Below are 17,838 nucleotides of genomic sequence, written 5' to 3'. Positions count from 1 at the left end.
AATCTTTATTATTAAAAAGTGATGCTGATCACCTTTAAAGGTCTTTTTAACCTGAGAAGAATCTGTTGATAACCTTTTATGTTTAATCTTGTGACGACTATATCATGCCTGTTTTTGACCGTTTATGTGTATTTGACCGATTGCGCTGGCGGGAATGTCCGACGAATCCGATTGAGCGGCGCGGGGTGAATCAGCATGATAAATATTCTGCAGACTTTATTGCACTTCTCTTGTCATAAAGCGGATGTTTTTTAGACGGTTAGCTGCGCTTGCTGAGCACTTCACAGAATGCGGCCTTCGTGACGTGCGCGATTGCGCTATCATCTTCCACTCAAAGAAGTTGGGGCTGGTTTTTCTTAATGTGGTATGGGATGAAATCGCTGTTTGCGTTGCCTTTTTTTATGGTTGCGGCTGTTCAGGCTGAGCCGGTACAGAAGCTGTTTTCTGACTGGCAATTAACCTGCAATAATGCAGCGCTTTGCGTTGCGCGAAGCATACCTGGCGACAAAGGCCTGGTGATGACCCTTTCCCGCCACGCGGGAACGGATGACCAGCCTTTACTGCGCATCGATTACGGCAGCGCCTACAGCGGAGCGCTTCCCGGCCCGGCACTAAAAGATAATCTGTTAGTCGATCAACGCCGACTCCGGCCCGATTTCAAGCACTGGACGGTCGAACCGCACCATCTTGACACCAGTAATCCCATCGCTATTAATGAGTTCCTTGAACTGACCATGGATGCCAAAAGCCTGCAGCTGACGTTCAATGCCGGTCCGCAGATTTCGTTGCGCGGTATGAAGGCGGCGCTGTTATATATGGATGACGTACAGGGACGGGTTAATGACATCAGTGCCTGGGTCAGGCGCGGGGAACGAAACAGCGTGCCGGCCGCCCCTGCGGTGCCACAGCTGCAACCCGCCGTAGCTGCGCCTGCGCCACTGACGCGTGAAGAGACCAGTGGCCTTATCGATTACGGCACCTGGCGCGTGAATTCGGACAGCTGTTCGCTCGATCCGCTGCGCCGGGAAGTGAGCGTATCTCCCCTGACCGATAAAAAAGCGCTGCTGCTGGTGAGCTGTGAGATGGGCGCGTACAACGTTATCGATCTGGCCTTTGAAGTGACGCGTGCGCCGCCCTATGTCGCGCGCGGTCTGACCCTGACTCTGCCTTTTACGCCGCCGGGTGACACAGATCGCCAGCTTGAGCTGATTAATGCGGATTATGATGCGGCAACCGGGCAGCTCTATACCTTTGGCAAGGGACGTGGATTGGGCGACTGCGGCACGGCCACCCGTTGGCAGTTTGATGGCGATCGTTTTGTTTTAGCCGAATACGCGCAGGAGTCGACCTGCGATGCCTGGCACAGCAGTGACGACTGGCCCACGCTCTGGGTGAGCCAGTCCGCCACGGCGGATAGCCGCGGTTAAGGAATCGCCTGCACCATCATCGGTGAGCCGTTCTGATTGCCCACCAGCTCCGCGAGCAGGTTGTTGACGCCGTCGCTCATCGGGGTAAAACGCGTCAGTGGCGAACGGGTGACGACCACGAAAACCCCAACGTTTTGCTGCGGAATCATCGCGATATAGGTGATAAAACCACCGCCACCACCGGTTTTCTGGATAATGCCAGGACGACCGTTTGCCGGGCCCATATAAACCCATCCCATGCCCAGCGCGTCGGCTTTGCCCGGCACATCCATGCCATCGACTTTATGCAGTTGGTCGCGACGGTAGATCAAGGTCTGCAGGCGGTCGATTTGCGGCGTACGATGATTCACCGATGAGTTCAGGAACTGCTGCATCCAGCGCCCCATATCATCAGGTGTCGAATAGACGCCGCCGCTGCCAATCGCTGCCAGTGTGTTGTTACAGGGGCTGGCCCCTTTTTCCGCGACCATCAGACGGGCGCACTGTTCAGGTGACGGCGTAAAGGTGGTGTCTTTCATGCCCAGCGGACGGGTAATCAACTGCTGTAGCAGTGCCGGATAAGGTTTACCTGCTGCACGTGACAGCGCATCACCGAGCAGATCATAACCAAGGTTGGAATAGGCCGCGTTGGTGCCTGGCGCGGCTTTGAGGTTGGCCTTGTTTAACCAGCTCCAGCGTTCACTCTGCGTGGGCCACACGAACACCGGACGATGCGGTTTGCCGCCGGGCTGTTCACGCGGCAGGCCGCTGGTATGGGTCGACAGGTTAATCAAACGAATGGGCTGACCGTCAAAACTGGGAACCCGTTTTCCGGGCGGTGCATATTTACTCAGGGGATCGTCAAGACGGATCTCACCGCGCTCGGCCATCTTTACCATCACTTCACTGGTCATCAGCTTGCTGAGTGAGGCGATGCGAATCAATGAATCTTTTTGCGGACGAATATTGCTGCCCGGCCGCGTATCACCAAAACTGGCGAAAACCCGCTGATTACCGTCTATCGCGACCAATGCCATACCGGTGGCACCGCTGGCATAGAAGATGTGCTCGGCATAGCGATCGACAATTTGCGATGCCAGCAACGGATCGGGCGCAACCTGCGCCATGCTTTTAAGGGGAAGCAAAGAAACCATTAAGGCCAGTAAATAAGGAGTGCGCATTTTCAACGGGGACGGCTTCGCTATAGAAATAGGGAGAAAGCCTATAGTAATGCGTTTGCGAATGACGGGAAGAGGGAAGGGCAGTTTTTTTTGTTTCGGATTACAGCACGCTGCCGGGCTGATAGCGCATCCTGGCCCAATGTGGCGATCACCTGTCGGACAGGTTTCCCTTGTGCCGTGATGCCTGGGCAGCTTAGCGCCGACAGCGTCAATCCCGGGATAACATCATGCGCGTTTATACATTCGTCTGGGATGTCCTACCTTGCCATACAGCATTTCCACCGTCAGAAACCCTGTTTCAACGCAGTGCTCCAGATAGCGGCGGGCGGTCGTCTTACTCACTCCGGTCTCGGCCATCACATCATCCACCGAAAAAAGGCGCGTCGTGGCTGCCGCAAAAAGCGTTTGTACCCGTGCTAAGGTATTTTCTTCAATGCCTTTGCTGCCGTTGTCGTGCGGATAGTTTTTTGCCTGTAACTGATACAGCACGTCCACATTCTTCTGATCGACGATTTTCCATGTGCGTTGCTGTTCCGCAAAGGCGATAAAATTGGCGAGCGAACGGTTAAGCCGCTTCCATGAGACAGGTTTAAGGACGTAATCAAAGGCCCCATTACGAATGGCCTGGCTACAGGTATCCATATCGCTGGCGGCCGTAATAAAAATAATGGAACAGTTAGCGTTTGCCAGGAGAGGATCGCCAATCAGCGTGATGCCTTTGCCATCCGGCAGATAATTGTCCAGCAGCACAAGCTGCGGCAATCTTGTTTCAAGCTGCTGCTTCGCCTCTGACAGCGAGTGCGCTATTCCAACCAGCCGCAGCTGAGGATGGTTGTTAATCAGTTCTGCATGAAGTTGAGCCAGTTCGTGCTCATCCTCAACGATCAGGACATCAATAGGATCATGTTGCATTGCTGACCTTCTCCGTTTCCGTGGTGGGATACTGATTTATTTCCACACAGGGAATAAACAGCGAGAAAATAGCACCGCGCGGCAGGTTATCGCTCACCTCAATCGTTCCGCCGGTGCGGGCAATATAGCTTTCGATTAAATACAGCCCGATGCCGTGATCGCCTCGGGTTTTGGTCGTCACCCCGCGTTCGAACATATGCTCACGGATTTCAGGGCGGATGCCTACACCGCGATCGGCGACTTCAATGATCAGTTCACGCGCGTTGAGCTTAATCAGCACTTCGACAGGATCGTGTGGCAGTGGCGCGCGTTGGGTGGCTTCAATGGCATTGTCCAGAAGATTGCCAATTACCGAGATCAGTTCGGCATCCGTGAGCGGAAGAAAGGGGCGATCCATCAGACACGCGGGATCAAAGTGGATATCTACGCCTTTCTCGCGGGCACGTACCGCTTTGCCCAGCAGCAAACCGCAGAGCAGGGGCGACTGGAAGCGGGTGGAGACAAAGTCCAGCAGCTCCTGTTCGTGCTCTGACTGTGCCTCAATATAATCGATTGCCTCTTCAAAGCGGCCCATGTGCAACAGGCCAGAAAGGGTGTTCATGCGGTTAAGCTGTTCATGACGCATAATGCGCAGATTATCGACGTAACGTTTTACCTGGCTGAGTTGGGCGCTGAGTGAGTCGATATCATTGAGGTCGCGAAAGGATATCACCCATCCCATCAGGGACGATTCCAGCATGATACGGACCCGGCTGGCGATAACGGTCAGCGAATTGAAGCGGCTAATCTCATCATGGGTATCTTTTTCCAGCATGACCGGCTGCGACAAAAATGGAACGGGTGAGATCACCTGGCTGACAGATTGCCCGCGCAGTTGTTCGGCGGACTGCGCCAGTCCAAGCAGTTTTCGCGCCGCCTGGTTGATCACTTCGATTCGCAGATGTTCATCGATGACGATAACGCCTTCATAGATGGACTCCATCATCGCTTTTTGCTGACGCACCATCAGGCCAATCTCACGCGGTTCCAGCGAGCAAATCTGCTTTTTAATATTGCAGGTAAAAAACCAGGAGAAGACGAACAGGGCAATAAGCAGCAGGGCAGCCACGATCAGAATATTGACCATATTGCTGAAGGTAATCGCCTCAAGATAGCGGGTGAGATAACCCACGGAGACAATGCCAATGACCTGGCCTTGAGCGTTAACAATCGGTGCTTTGCTTCGCAGCGAAATCCCCAGACCGCCAGTCCGGATGGTGGTGATACTTTGGCCCGAGAGAACCGCAGCGTTGTCCCCGCCGACTAACGGCTTGCCGACTTTATCTTCACTCACGGAATGAAAAAGATGCAGGCCCTGGTGGTCACCAATAACGATAAAACTGGCATCGCTCTTGCTGGCAATCGTCTGCATCAATGACTGGATGGCCTGAATGTTGTGGTCCGCTATCTCTTTTTTAAGGTCAGGTATCTGCGCAATCTCCTCGGCCTGAACTTTGGCACGCATGCTCATCGCCTGGTAGATCTGTTGGTTGATGCTGACGTAATAATAACTACCCAGTAGCACGAACAGGGCAGACGTAAAAACAACGAGCGAAAGAAACAGCTTCGTTTGAAATGACAATTTCATGACGATTACACGTGCTTTGAATTAATAACATTACTGTATCATCTTTTTAACAATATGGGCCAACCCAGTATAACCCCATGATAAGCAGCATAAAAAAAACGCTGACTGTTTTTTTGACCGCGTTGCCGCCCCTTAACGTGGAAAAGCAGACGGAACCGCAATAAAAACCATAAAAACCACGGCACGAATCAGGACGACGATCACTCAATTTAAAAAAGACCATTAAAACTTTATGCCAGACACCTTCCCCTTCACGTAATTCATCCTCTTTTAACGGCATCCTGAAAAAAATAATGATGCAAAGAGGATAATAATGAGCACACCTGATGATTCTTTCTTGTCTGAGAAACTGTCCAGTACATCGCGCCGTAAAACCATGAAAGATCAGTGGTGGCATATTATGGATAACTGGAAAGTCGGGATTATTCCTCTGCCGCTCTTCGTACTGGCGGGCTTGCTTATCGCGGTAGACTGCCTGAGTGGGACGCTGAAAAGCGATATCGTGGTCATGGTCGCCACGCTTGCTTTTTTTGGTTTTGCCTGTGGGGAGTTTGGTAAACGTCTGCCCGTGGTCGGCAGGCTGGGGGCCGCCGCGATTTGCGCCACCTTTATCCCTTCTGCTTTGGTTTACTACGGTTTGCTTCCCGACATCGTGGTGACGTCCACGACGCAATTCTATAAATCGACCAATATTCTTTATCTCTACATCTGCTGCATTATCGTCGGCAGCATTATGAGCATGAACCGCACGGTGCTTATCCAGGGCTTTCTGCGCATCTTTTTCCCCATGTTGTGCGGAGAAGTGGTGGGCATGATTGTTGGCATGGGCGTCGGGCTGGCGCTGGGGTTGGAACCTTTCCAGATCTTCTTTTTTATTATTCTGCCGATTATGGCGGGTGGTGTCGGTGAAGGCGCGATTCCGCTCTCCATTGGCTATGCGGCCTTACTGCATATGGATCAGGGCGTCGCGCTGGGCCGTATTCTGCCCATGGTCATGTTGGGTGGCGTAACCGCCATTATTATCTCGGGCTGCCTGAACCAACTGGGGAAACGTTATCCGCACTTGACGGGAGAAGGCCAGTTGATGCCGAACATCGCCAATGTTGAACCTGAGCCGCTGCAATCCGTTTTTTCGGGGAAAGTTGACGTCACCGCGATTGCTTCCGGAGCGCTGCTTGCGGTGTTGCTGTATATGGTGGGCATGTTGGGTCAGAAATTTACCGGTCTGCCTGCGCCGGTTGGGATGCTGTTTCTGGCTGTGCTGGTGAAGCTGGTCAATGGCGTTTCTCCCCGTATTCTGGCGGGTTCTCAGGTCGTTTACCGGTTCTTTCGCACTGCTGTCACCTATCCGGTGCTGTTCGCCGTCGGTGTCGCCATTACGCCCTGGCATATTCTGGTCACCGCGTTTACGCTCACCAACCTGCTGGTGATTATCAGCACGGTCAGTGCGCTGGTCGCCACGGGCTTTTTCGTCGGGAAAAAGATTGGTATGCATCCGATTGATGTCGCGATTGTCTCCTGCTGCCAGAGTGGTCAGGGCGGCACCGGCGATGTGGCCATTCTGACGGCCGGTAATCGCATGGGCCTGATGCCGTTTGCGCAGATCGCCACGCGCATCGGCGGGGCCATTAACGTTTCGCTTTCGTTGTTATTACTGAGCCATTTTTTGAAATAAACCTGTTCCATGAATAACGCCAGGTGAGGCTGCGTAAACGGCAGTCTGACCTGGCGTCCTGATAAAAGCGTTGGCCTGGCTGATATTCACAGAGGGAAACAGGATTCAATCAGGGTAAACCCGCGTCATCGCTCGGCAATAGCGATTAATCCGCGCCACTCAACGCCATCGCATCCCATACGCGCGTTTTCCTCTTCTGTTCCGCTGGGGTTCCCAATGAAGGGAGCGTAAAGCAGGGCGGCAACGGCATCATGCACATCGGCTGTCGAGCAGGAAGATACGCGAGATAACGCGCGGGATGCCATGCTCAATGGATAGCCTGTTCAGGACGGATAACGAAGACCAGGCGTGAGGCGATCTGCGACAGGAAGCGGATTTCAGAAAGCCGCGCGCCAGCACAAGGCTGGCGCGCAGTGGTACGCTGAACGAGCGACCTTGCCGGATAGCGGCAGGACGCTCAGGCGGGTAGGGATTACGCCGGTTTCAGCAGGGCTTCAGCATGGCTGACGATGTTTTCCACCGTAAAGCCAAATTCAGCAAAGAGTTTTTCCGCCGGAGCCGACTCACCGAAGGTGGTCATGCCCACGATGGCACCGTCCAGTCCGACGTACTTGTACCAGTAGTCTGCAATGCCCGCTTCTACCGCGACGCGCGCTTTCACGGTGGAAGGCAGTACCGACTCACGGTAAGCCGCATCCTGCGCGTCAAACAGGTCGGTGGATGGCAGCGAAACCACCCGGACCTTATGACCGCCGGTCGTCAGCTTCGCCGCCGCACCCAGGGTAATTTCCATTTCGGACCCGGTGGCAATCAGGATGATGTCTGGCGTGCCATCGCAATCCTTCAGTACATAACCCCCGCGCTTGATGTTAGCCATCTGCTCTGGAGTACGCTCAGGCTGTGCCAGGTTCTGACGCGACAGGATCAGCGCAGTCGGGCCGTGATGACGTTCAATCGCCGCCTGCCAGGCCACTGCGGTCTCTACCTGGTCACAGGGACGCCATACGCTCATGTTTGGCGTCACGCGCAGGCTGGCAATTTGCTCAACCGGCTGGTGGGTCGGACCGTCTTCGCCCAGACCAATGGAATCGTGGGTATACACCATAATCTGGCGAGCCTTCATGAGTGCCGCCATACGGACCGCGTTACGGGCGTATTCCACGAACATCAGGAAGGTTGCGGTATAGGGCACAAAGCCGCCGTGATGGGCAATCCCGTTACCAATCGCCGTCATGCCGAATTCGCGGACACCATAATGGATATAGTTCCCGGCCGGATCGTCTTTAATGGATTTTGAGCCTGACCAGATGGTGAGGTTACTCGGCGCAAGGTCGGCGGAACCGCCCAGAAACTCGGGCAGCAGTTTGCCATAAGCTTCCAGTGCGTTCTGCGAGGCTTTACGGCTGGCAATCTTTTGCGGATTCGCCTGCAGCTCGGCAACAAACTTCGCGGTTTCCGCTTCCCAGTTTGCCGGCATTCCACCGTTCATGCGGCGCTCGTATTCTGCGGCCAGCTCTGGATAAGCCTGCTTATAGGCAGCCAGTTTGTTGTTCCAGGCTTTTTCGCGCTCAGCGCCTGCCTGTTTGGCATCCCACTGCTGGTAAATCTCTTTAGGGATCTCAAACGCCGGGTAGTTCCAGCCCAGTTGCTTACGGGTCAGCGCCACTTCTTCTTCGCCTAACGCAGCGCCATGGGCTTCTTCTTTACCGGCTTTATTCGGTGAGCCGAAGCCAATGACCGTACGGCAGATGATCAGTGACGGTTTGTCGGTGACGCTCTGCGCTTCCTGGATGGCCGCTTTCACGGCATCGGCGTCATGGCCGTCAATTTCACCCACCACATGCCAGTTATAGGCTTCGAAGCGTTTGTGCGTATCGTCAGTAAACCAGCCTTCGGTTTCGCCATCAATAGAGATACCGTTGTGATCGTAGAAGCCAATCAGTTTACCCAGACCTAACGTACCGGCCAGCGAGCAGACTTCATGGGAAATACCTTCCATCAGGCAGCCGTCGCCCATGAACACATAGGTAAAGTGGTCGACGATATCGTGATTGGGACGGTTAAACTGGGCCGCCAGCGTACGTTCAGCAATCGCCAGACCGACGGCATTCGCCAGGCCCTGGCCCAGTGGGCCGGTGGTGGTTTCAACGCCCGGCGTGTAGCCAATTTCCGGGTGCCCCGGTGTTTTGGAATGCAGCTGGCGGAAGTTTTTCAGTTCTTCGATAGGCAGATCGTAACCGCTCAGGTGCAACAGGCTGTAAAGCAGCATGGAGCCGTGGCCGTTCGAAAGGATAAAGCGGTCGCGATCCAGCCAGGCGGGATTGGTGGGATTGTGCTGGAGGAAATCACGCCATAATACTTCGGCGATATCTGCCATGCCCATTGGCGCACCAGGGTGACCAGATTTTGCTTTTTGTACCGCATCCATACTTAATGCGCGAATGGCATTAGCCAACTCTCTGCGTGAGGACATAAAGGGTCTCCCTTGTTAAGCATCAGGGCGGGAGTGCTCCCGCCCGGTAAAAGAGGGGAAAACTAGAGGCGTGCCGCCAGCACATCTTCGAGTTTTTGCTGGTCAACGGCGAACTGACGGATACCGTCTGCCAGTTTTTCTACCGCCATGGGGTCCTGATTATGCTCCCAACGGAATTCAGCTTCAGACAGCGGCGACGGCTGATGGAAACACTCGGTTGACGGCTCCAGCTTACGTTCAATTGGCTCATCACTGTTTTGCAGCTCTTCCAGCAGATTCGGTGAAAGCGTCAGGCGGTCACAACCGGCCAGCGCAAGTACCTGTTCAACTTTACGGAAGCTGGCACCCATGATGATGGTGTCATAACGGTGCTTCTTGTAGTAATCGTAAATACGGCGCACGGATTTCACGCCAGGATCTTCATCAGCGCTGTACGGGTCCATCGGTTTGCGTGAGTTGTACCAGTCATAGATACGACCGACAAACGGCGAAATCAGGTAAACACCGGCTTCGGCGCAGGCGCGCGCCTGCGCAAACGAGAACAGCAACGTCAGGTTGCACTGGATACCATTTTTTTCCAGTTCTTCCGCTGCCTTAATGCCTTCCCACGTTGACGCCAGTTTGATCAGAATACGTGAGCGGTCAATGCCATGCTCTTCATACATGCGAACCAGCTTTTCAGCTTTCGTGACGCACATGCCACGATCGAAGGAGAGGCGCGCATCCACTTCGGTCGAAACACGGCCCGGTATGCTTTTCAGAATTTCCATACCGAGGTTAATAGCCACTTTGTCGCTGGCATTGATGATCTGCGTCTCTTTGCTGCCGCCCTGTTTTTTCGCATAGTCGATGGCGTCATCAATCAGATGTTTGTAAGGCTGGAGAGCAGATGCTTTCAGAATAAGCGAGGGATTGGTGGTCGCATCTTGTGGGTGATAATTTCGAATCGATTCAATATCGCCACTGTCAGCCACCACGGTGGTGAACTGTTTAAGGGCTTCAAGCTGGTTCATTTCTACACTCCTTGAAAATACATTGTAACGAAAGGGAACACCTCTGGCCTCGTGCCCTAATCCGTGCAGACATTACGGGTCGCAGTAACGCCGACTCACCACATTGCAACAGACGGGGTGCAGTGAAAATGCGTTTTCTCTGAATGTTGTGCGATGAGGGTAGCGCGTTACCACCCGAGAGAGCATTTCTGCGGATAACGACTGCCCGGCTATTAAGAATAGCAGCCATGACAAATGACGCAGGCCAGACTGTAACAATCTGTGCCCTAAGAAATGAGGTTCTTTGAAGCGCCTCACCGCTTTGTGGTGGTCTGCTTTCTATACTGGGCGCTCACTCACCTGGCGAAGAAGGACGTCAAATGGATGACCAACTGAAGCAAAGTGCGCTTGATTTTCACCAGTATCCCACTCCCGGAAAGATTCAGGTGTCGCCGACCAAGCCGCTGACGACGCAGCGCGATCTGGCCCTGGCCTACTCACCCGGCGTCGCCGCACCCTGTTTAGAAATTGCCGCCGATCCGCTGGCCGCCCATAAATACACCGCGCGCGGCAATCTGGTGGCGGTCATTTCTAACGGCACGGCGGTGCTGGGCCTGGGGAACATCGGGGCGCTGGCCGGTAAACCGGTGATGGAAGGCAAAGGTGTATTATTCAAGAAGTTTGCCGGCATTGACGTCTTTGATATTGAGGTCGATGAGCATGACCCGGACAAGCTGATTGAGATTATCGCGGCGCTGGAGCCGACCTTTGGCGGCATCAATCTTGAAGATATTAAAGCGCCGGAATGTTTTTACATTGAGCAGCAGCTGCGGCAACGGATGAAAATCCCCGTGTTTCACGACGATCAGCACGGTACGGCGATTATCTGTACGGCAGCGGTGTTAAACGGGCTGCGCATTATCAAAAAGGCGATCTCAGACGTGCGGCTGGTGGTGTCCGGCGCGGGCGCATCGGCGATTGCCTGTATGAACCTGCTGGTCGCCTTGGGCTTACAGAAACACAATATTCAGGTGTGCGATTCCAAAGGCCTGATTTATCGCGGGCGCGAACCCAATATGGCCGAGACCAAGGCCGACTATGCGGTTGAGGATCAGGGCAAACGTACGCTGGCGGAGGTGATTGAGGGCGCGGATATTTTCCTTGGCTGCTCCGGCCCGGACGTGCTCACGCCTGAGATGGTGAAAACCATGGCAAAGGACCCCCTGATTCTGGCGCTGGCGAATCCGCAGCCAGAAATCCTGCCGCCGTTAGCCAAAGCCGTGCGGCCTGATGCCATTATCTGTACCGGCCGTTCTGACTTTCCTAATCAGGTGAATAACGTCCTGTGCTTTCCGTTTATCTTCCGCGGTGCGCTGGATGTTGGCGCGACCGCCATCAATGAAGCGATGAAGCTGGCCGCGGTTCACGCTATCGCCGATCTGGCGCAGGCAGAACAGAGCGATGTGGTGGCATCGGCCTATAGCGATCAGGACCTGAGTTTTGGGCCGGACTATCTGATTCCTAAACCCTTCGATCCCCGTTTAATCGTGCAGATTGCTCCCGCCGTGGCGAAAGCGGCGATGGATTCCGGCGTGGCAACCCGGCCGATTAGCGACTTTGACGCCTACCGCGAACAGCTCACGGAATTTGTTTATAAAACCAATCTGTTTATGAAGCCGATTTTCTCTCAGGCCCGTAAAGCGCCGAAACGCGTGGTGCTGGCCGAAGGGGAAGAGGTGCGGGTGCTGCATGCGACGCAGGAACTCGTGTCGCTGGGGCTGGCAAAACCCATTCTGATAGGCCGCCCGAACGTGATTGCCATGCGGCTGGAGAAGCAGGGGCTGAAAATCGAAGCCGGGAAGGATTTTGAAATCGTCAATAATGAATCCGATCCGCGTTTCAAAGCATACTGGAATGAGTATTACCAGATGATGAAGCGGCGCGGCGTAACACCTGAGCAGGCGCAGCGCGCGGTGATCGGTAATCCGACGCTGATTGGTGCCATCATGGTCTATCGCGGTGAAGCGGACGCGCTCATCTGCGGCACCATTGGGGATTACAACGAGCACTACGAGATTGTGGAAAAAGTGCTGGGCCTGCGTTCCGATGTGAAAGTCGCGGGAGCCATGAACGCGTTGCTGCTGCCAAACGGCAACACCTTTATTGCTGACACCTATGTGAATGAAGATCCCACGCCCGAGCAGCTCGCAGACATTACCCTGATGGCGGCCGAGACCGTGCGGCGATTTGGGATTGAACCGCGCGTGGCGCTGTTGTCGCACTCCAGCTTTGGCACCTCAAATGCACCCGGCGCACGTAAAATGCGTGACGTACTGGCGCTGGTGCAGCAGCGGGCACCTGAGCTGGAAATTGACGGCGAAATGCACGGTGATGCGGCGCTGGTGGAAAGTATTCGTCGGGAAATCATGCCCGACAGCCCGCTAAAAGGCAGTGCCAACCTGTTGATCATGCCCAATGTGGAGGCAGCGCGAATCAGCTACAACCTGCTGCGTGTCTCCAGTTCTGAAGGTGTAACGGTGGGGCCGGTGCTGATGGGAATGACGAAGCCCGTACACGTCCTTACCCGTATCGCCTCCGTGCGGCGCATCGTTAATATGGTGGCGCTGGCCGTGGTGGAAGCACAAACCCAGCCGCTATAATGAAACGGGGCCGCATTCAACGATGCGGCCCCGTGTTAACCTTCGCCCCGCAGAGGGCTGGTTTGCCTGCCTGTCATGCGGGGCAGGCGGACAGACTTCATGCCGGCAGGTTAAGCCAGTTCTTTACCGGCAGAAAATCACGGTAGAGCGCCGCTTCCGGCGAGTCTGGCTCAGGATGATAGTTATATTCCCAGCGTACCAGCGGCGGCAGGGACATCAGGATAGACTCCGTTCTGCCCCCGGTTTGCAGACCAAACAGCGTGCCACGGTCCCACACCAGATTAAACTCCACATAGCGACCACGGCGATAGAGCTGAAACTGACGTTCCCGCTCGCCAAAAGGCACGTGTTTGCGGCGCGCGACGATTGGCTGATAAGCGTCCAGGAAGCCCCGGCCCACCGCCTGAATCAATGCAAAGCTGTTTTCAAAGCCGGGCTGGTGGATATCATCAAAGAACAACCCACCGATGCCGCGCTGCTCGTCGCGGTGTTTCAGATAGAAATAGTCATCGCACCACTTTTTAAAGCGCGGATAGACATCTTCGCCAAAGGGCTGACAAATATCGAATGCCGTCTGGTGCCAGTGCAGTGCATCCTCTTCGAAACCGTAAAACGGCGTCATATCGAAGCCACCGCCAAACCACCAAATAGGTTCAGCGCCAGGTTTTTCGGCAATAAAGAAACGCACGTTGGCATGACTGGTCGGCACATACGGATTATGAGGATGAATGACCAGTGAAACGCCCATGGCTTCAAAACTGCACCCGGCCAGTTCAGGGCGATGCGCGGTAGCGGACGCGGGCATCTGGTCGCCATGAACGTGCGAAAAGTTGACGCCGGCCTGTTCAAAGACCGCGCCATCACGCAGCACGCGGCTTCGTCCGCCGCCGCCGCCGGGGCGCTGCCAGCTGTCTTCAATGAACTGTGCACCGCCGTCTTCGGCGGTCAGCTTGCTACAAATCTCATCCTGCAGATCCAACAGGAACGTTTTTACACGGGAGATATCAGGCATGTGATGGGCTTCTCTTGGTAAAAATTGGACGTGATTATAGCTTATTCATTACGACATTCGGCGATCGTACTCATCAAAGTAGTTGATTATTCCGGTGGCGATAGCCGATGCAATTTTTTGACGGAATGCGCTGGTGCCCAGTAACTGCTCTTCCCGCGGGTTAGTGATAAATGAGGTTTCCACCAGCACCGAGGGAATCGACGGGGATTTTAATACGGCAAAGGCGGCCTGTTCCGTGTGCTGACTGTGAAGGTGATGCACCGGACGGATCTGATCCAGCACGTGTTTGCCCAGCGTCAGACTGTTTTTGATGGTATCCGTTTGCACCAGGTCAAACAGGATCTGCTGCAGATAGTGATCCTGCGCTTCCACCTTTGCGCCACCGACCTTGTCGGCATCGTTCTCTCTGTTTGACAGATAGCGCGCCATGCTACTGCTGGCACCGCGGTTGGACAGGGCGAAAACCGAGGCACCGTTGGCATCCGGGCTGGTATAGCCATCTGCATGGATGGACATAAACAGATTCGCGCCATGCTGATGGGCAATTTCCACGCGCTGATAAAGGGGAATAAAGTGATCGCTGTCGCGCGTCAGGCGCACCTCAATGCGCGGATGTGACTGTAGCTCACGGCGGACGTTGTTGGCGATTTCTAAGACAATATGCTTCTCTTCCGCGCCTTCTTCGCCCACCGCACCCGAATCAATCCCGCCGTGGCCCGGGTCGATCATGACGATGCGTTTACCGTTACTGGCTGGCGGCTTTGGCGAGGTGTGACGGGAAGAGAGAGACGCCTGCTGTTCTTTTGCCTGTACGGCGCGCGGAGACAACACGGCCAGTGCAAGTCCTGACAGCAGAAGCTGGCGGCGGTGAATTAAACGTTTAAGCAAATGCATGTGCAGGTCCATAAGCAACAATTATGCAAAGTGTTATAGCGTAACGTTAGCGCCACGGCGATCTTTCAACCATTTCAGGTTATTACTTTGTATTTCAGCTCACTAACAGCCAAATCCCTTTTTTTTAACGTTGCCCCCGGTAGGGAGGGTTGCGCCAGCCGAAGAAAGCGTGATAATCAGCAAATTGTGGTGAATAGCAGGTAAAGAAGATGGAAATCCGCACCTTCCGCCAGGAAGACTTTGAAGAAGTAATCACGCTCTGGGAACGCTGCGATTTGTTACGGCCGTGGAACGATCCCGAGCTGGATATCGAACGCAAAATGCATCACGACGCCGATCTTTTCCTGGTGGCCGAAGTGGGCGGTGAAGTCGTTGGCACGGTGATGGGTGGCTACGACGGCCATCGCGGCGCGGCCTATTACCTTGCTGTGCATCCTGATTATCAGGGACGCGGTTTTGCCAATGCCTTGATGAACCGCCTTGAGAAAAAACTGATCGCACGCGGCTGTCCAAAAATCCATTTGATGGTGCGTGAAGAGAACGATCAGGTGGTCGCATTCTATGAAAAGCTCGACTACGAAACGGTCGATGTGGTGTTACTGGGCAAACGTTTAATCGAAGATCGTGAATATTAATTCTGTCTGGCCACCGGAAGAGTACGATGATAAAGGCCAGTTGCGCCTGCCGTTTCTTTTCTGGCTGATTCTGCTGCTACAGTCACGGACCTGGTTGCTGTTGATTATGGCCGGCGCGTCACGCCAGCAGGGGAACGATCTTCTGGCGCTCTTTTATCCTGACCGCCAGGCCTTCTGGTCAGGCCTGGCGCTGGGCTTACCGGCGCTGTTTGGCCTGCTGTTGACCGGCTACCGTTCGCGTCTGCCAAGACTGTGGCGCAGCTGGCGCCAGGTCTTAATGCTCGCTATGGCGATTAACCTGCTCTGGCAAGGCGCTCAACTGTATCTGGCTGATTTTCTCAGCTCGCCGCTCCCCTTGTTATTGACGCTGTTCGATCTGCTGGCGCTGCTGTGGTTATTCAGCAGCATCCGGCTTCGCGCCTGCTTTGTACCGCAACAGTATCCCGAATAAACTTTTTGCCGCTTTGCGACTCCAATCAGTTCTGCCTTATTGTCCTTTATTGTTCTTTTATTCACAGGAGTTTTCATGAAAGCTGTTCGTTACACGTTACTGACTGCGGCCATACTGGTCAGTGGGTGTGCCAGTTCCTCCGGTACTGATGCTAACAGCAGCCAGCAGGTAAGCTGGTGGAATCCACTGAGCTACCACTGGTCATCGGCGCTGCCCTGGAACTGGTTTGGGGCCTCGCTGACAGCCACAGAGCAGGGCGTGGGTGGCATTAATGGCTCCACCGCCATGACCGAAGCCGCCATAAAAGAGGGGTTGAAAGGCAAGTACGATCTGCGCCAGGGCATGCGCGGTCATAATGGTCAGGTGGTGTCGTTCTGGCAGGCCATGGATGACGGCAAAGTAATGCTGGTGGTTTATGGCCAGTCGCAGGTTGACCGCATTGAAGTGCTGGACAGCCACATTGCCAGCGCCGATGGCAGCAAAATCGGTGACGCGTTCAGCGCTAAATTCGACAAAGCCTTCAATAACTGCGTGCTGGCGAGTGGGCTGGACAACCGTGACGTGGAGTGCCGCGCGCCCAACAGTCAGCATCTTCGCTATGTCTACAGCGGAACCTGGCACGGGCCAGAAGGGTTAATGCCGTCGGATGATACACTCAAGAGCTGGAAGCTCAGCAAAATTGTCTGGCAGCGCTAAGGCCTTTTCATACCGCTAAACCGCAGGGCAGACCCTCAGCCCTGCGCGTCCAATACCATTTTCCCGCTATCTTCTGCCACCGCCTTATGCCTTTTTCGACTTTGAAATCAGCAAACGATATATAAAACCGTTACGGGTTTACGCTGAGTTATAAATAAACTGCTGTATCGGCAGATGAGATCTGCATCAAATTTCTTCAGGGTGAACCATGACCTTACCAGCGATGAAAAAAATCGTGAGCGGACTCGCACTGTCGCTGAGCCTGGCCGGTGCCGCAAACGCGACCGAGCTGCTAAACAGCTCTTACGATGTTGCACGTGAATTATTCGTCGCCCTGAATGCGCCTTTTGTCAGTCAATGGGATGCCAGCCATCCTGACGACAAGCTGACCATTAAGATGTCCCATGCCGGGTCATCTAAACAGGCGCTGGCGATCCTGCAAGGTCTGCGTGCCGATGTCGTGACCTATAACCAGGTCACGGATGTGCAGGTATTACACGATAAAGGCAAGCTGATTCCGGCCGACTGGCAAACGCGTCTGCCGAATAACAGTTCACCCTTTTATTCCACCATGGCGTTCCTGGTGCGCAAGGGAAACCCAAAGCAGATTCACGACTGGTCCGATTTAACCCGTGACGATGTGAAGCTGATTTTTCCTAATCCCAAAACCTCCGGCAACGGGCGCTATACCTATCTTGCGGCCTGGGGCGCTGCCAGCCAGGCTGACGGGGGCGATCAGGCCAAAACCCGCGCGTTTATGACGAAGTTTTTAAAGAATGTTGAAGTGTTCGATACCGGTGGTCGCGGTGCCACAACCACCTTTGCCGAACGCGGCCTGGGAGATGTGCTGATCAGTTTTGAGTCAGAAGTAAATAACATCCGCAACCAATACGGCAAAGATGACTATGAAGTCGTGGTGCCAAAAACCGATATCCTGGCGGAGTTTCCGGTCGCCTGGGTTGATAAAAATGTCGCGCAGAATAAAACGGGCGATGCGGCAAAAGCGTATTTGACCTGGCTGTATTCCCCCGAGGCGCAGAAAATCATCACGGATTTCTATTACCGCGTGAACAATCCGCAGTTAATGGCGCAGCAAAAAGCCCGTTTCCCTGCCACCAACCTGTTTCGGGTGGAAGAGGCGTTTGGCGGCTGGGATAACGTAATGAAAACCCATTTCGCCAGCGGCGGCGAGCTGGATAAACTGTTAGCGGCGGGGCGGTAATC

At 54.3% G+C, this 17,838-nt stretch carries 15 protein-coding genes; 7 read left to right on the top strand and 8 right to left on the bottom strand.

Annotated elements, in window-relative coordinates:
• The first annotated feature begins 359 nt into the window (after positions 1-359).
• A complete protein-coding gene (locus tag NR177_RS12855) occupies positions 360-1,427 on the top strand; it encodes a DUF1176 domain-containing protein (protein ID WP_256853017.1) in 1,068 nt (355 codons plus the stop codon).
• On the opposite strand, the gene ampH is transcribed toward NR177_RS12855, so the two are convergent.
• The 3 genes from ampH to NR177_RS12840 form a co-directional block, all read right to left on the bottom strand.
• Positions 1,424-2,587: a D-alanyl-D-alanine-carboxypeptidase/endopeptidase AmpH gene (ampH, locus tag NR177_RS12850; RefSeq protein WP_172823932.1), complete on the bottom strand. Its 1,164-nt coding sequence runs from the start codon at positions 2,585-2,587 to the stop codon at positions 1,424-1,426. The genes NR177_RS12855 and ampH overlap by 4 nt on opposite strands.
• 225 nt (positions 2,588-2,812) lie before the next feature.
• Positions 2,813-3,499 (bottom strand): response regulator, encoded by a 687-nt coding sequence (locus tag NR177_RS12845; protein WP_096012857.1) that lies wholly within the window; start codon positions 3,497-3,499, stop codon positions 2,813-2,815.
• Positions 3,489-5,126, bottom strand: a complete 1,638-nt coding sequence (locus NR177_RS12840; RefSeq protein WP_218995392.1) for a sensor histidine kinase — start codon at positions 5,124-5,126, stop codon at positions 3,489-3,491. Before NR177_RS12840 ends, NR177_RS12845 begins: the two co-directional genes overlap by 11 nt.
• A gap of 313 nt (positions 5,127-5,439) precedes the next feature.
• Between NR177_RS12840 and NR177_RS12835 the strand changes: the two genes are divergently transcribed.
• The gene (locus NR177_RS12835) at positions 5,440-6,801 is read left to right on the top strand and encodes a 2-hydroxycarboxylate transporter family protein (RefSeq protein WP_256853016.1); all 1,362 of its coding nucleotides are present in this window, start codon (positions 5,440-5,442) and stop codon (positions 6,799-6,801) included.
• 125 nt (positions 6,802-6,926) lie between these two features.
• Here NR177_RS12835 and NR177_RS12830 read toward each other — a convergent pair whose 3' ends face one another.
• From NR177_RS12830 to tal, 3 genes are all read right to left on the bottom strand, one after another.
• Positions 6,927-7,112 (bottom strand): hypothetical protein, encoded by a 186-nt coding sequence (locus NR177_RS12830; RefSeq protein WP_256853015.1) that lies wholly within the window; start codon positions 7,110-7,112, stop codon positions 6,927-6,929.
• 161 nt (positions 7,113-7,273) lie between these two features.
• Positions 7,274-9,274: a transketolase gene (tkt, locus tag NR177_RS12825; RefSeq protein WP_256853014.1), complete on the bottom strand. Its 2,001-nt coding sequence runs from the start codon at positions 9,272-9,274 to the stop codon at positions 7,274-7,276.
• Positions 9,275-9,336: 62 nt separating this feature from the next.
• On the bottom strand, positions 9,337-10,287 hold the full coding sequence (gene tal, locus NR177_RS12820; RefSeq protein ID WP_063880491.1) for a transaldolase: 951 nt from the start codon (positions 10,285-10,287) through the stop codon (positions 9,337-9,339).
• A 359-nt stretch (positions 10,288-10,646) separates the two neighbouring features.
• Between tal and maeB the strand changes: the two genes are divergently transcribed.
• Positions 10,647-12,926 carry an NADP-dependent oxaloacetate-decarboxylating malate dehydrogenase gene (maeB, locus tag NR177_RS12815; protein ID WP_256853013.1) on the top strand — a complete coding sequence of 760 codons (2,280 nt, stop codon included), beginning with the start codon at positions 10,647-10,649 and terminating at the stop codon, positions 12,924-12,926.
• Between the two features lie 97 nt (positions 12,927-13,023).
• Here the strand turns inward: maeB and hemF are convergent, their stop codons facing one another.
• Together hemF and amiA are read right to left on the bottom strand one after the other, a co-directional pair.
• Complete coding sequence (gene hemF, locus NR177_RS12810; protein ID WP_063880487.1) at positions 13,024-13,938, bottom strand: oxygen-dependent coproporphyrinogen oxidase; 915 nt, start codon at positions 13,936-13,938, stop codon at positions 13,024-13,026.
• A gap of 48 nt (positions 13,939-13,986) precedes the next feature.
• Positions 13,987-14,832, bottom strand: coding sequence for an N-acetylmuramoyl-L-alanine amidase AmiA (gene amiA, locus NR177_RS12805; RefSeq protein ID WP_241567980.1), 846 nt, complete (start codon positions 14,830-14,832; stop codon positions 13,987-13,989).
• Positions 14,833-15,041: 209 nt separating this feature from the next.
• Here amiA and NR177_RS12800 point away from each other — a divergent pair, with 209 nt between their 5' ends.
• The 4 genes from NR177_RS12800 to NR177_RS12785 all read left to right on the top strand — a co-directional run bounded on the left by NR177_RS12800 (position 15,042) and on the right by NR177_RS12785 (position 17,836).
• The gene (locus tag NR177_RS12800; protein ID WP_006117810.1) at positions 15,042-15,467 is read left to right on the top strand and encodes a GNAT family acetyltransferase; all 426 of its coding nucleotides are present in this window, start codon (positions 15,042-15,044) and stop codon (positions 15,465-15,467) included.
• Positions 15,457-15,918 (top strand): DUF2919 domain-containing protein, encoded by a 462-nt coding sequence (locus tag NR177_RS12795; RefSeq protein WP_063880483.1) that lies wholly within the window; start codon positions 15,457-15,459, stop codon positions 15,916-15,918. Before NR177_RS12800 ends, NR177_RS12795 begins: the two co-directional genes overlap by 11 nt.
• 75 nt (positions 15,919-15,993) lie before the next feature.
• On the top strand, positions 15,994-16,614 hold the full coding sequence (locus tag NR177_RS12790; protein ID WP_256853012.1) for an RpoE-regulated lipoprotein: 621 nt from the start codon (positions 15,994-15,996) through the stop codon (positions 16,612-16,614).
• Between the two features lie 208 nt (positions 16,615-16,822).
• On the top strand, positions 16,823-17,836 hold the full coding sequence (locus tag NR177_RS12785) for a sulfate ABC transporter substrate-binding protein (protein WP_063880478.1): 1,014 nt from the start codon (positions 16,823-16,825) through the stop codon (positions 17,834-17,836).
• The last annotated feature ends 2 nt before the right edge of the window (positions 17,837-17,838 follow it).

The sequence above is a fragment of the Pantoea sp. Fr+CA_20 genome (genome assembly GCF_024520835.1).
Taxonomy (GTDB): Bacteria; Pseudomonadota; Gammaproteobacteria; order Enterobacterales; family Enterobacteriaceae; genus Pantoea; species Pantoea allii.
This window is presented reverse-complemented; position numbering and strand designations above follow the sequence as displayed.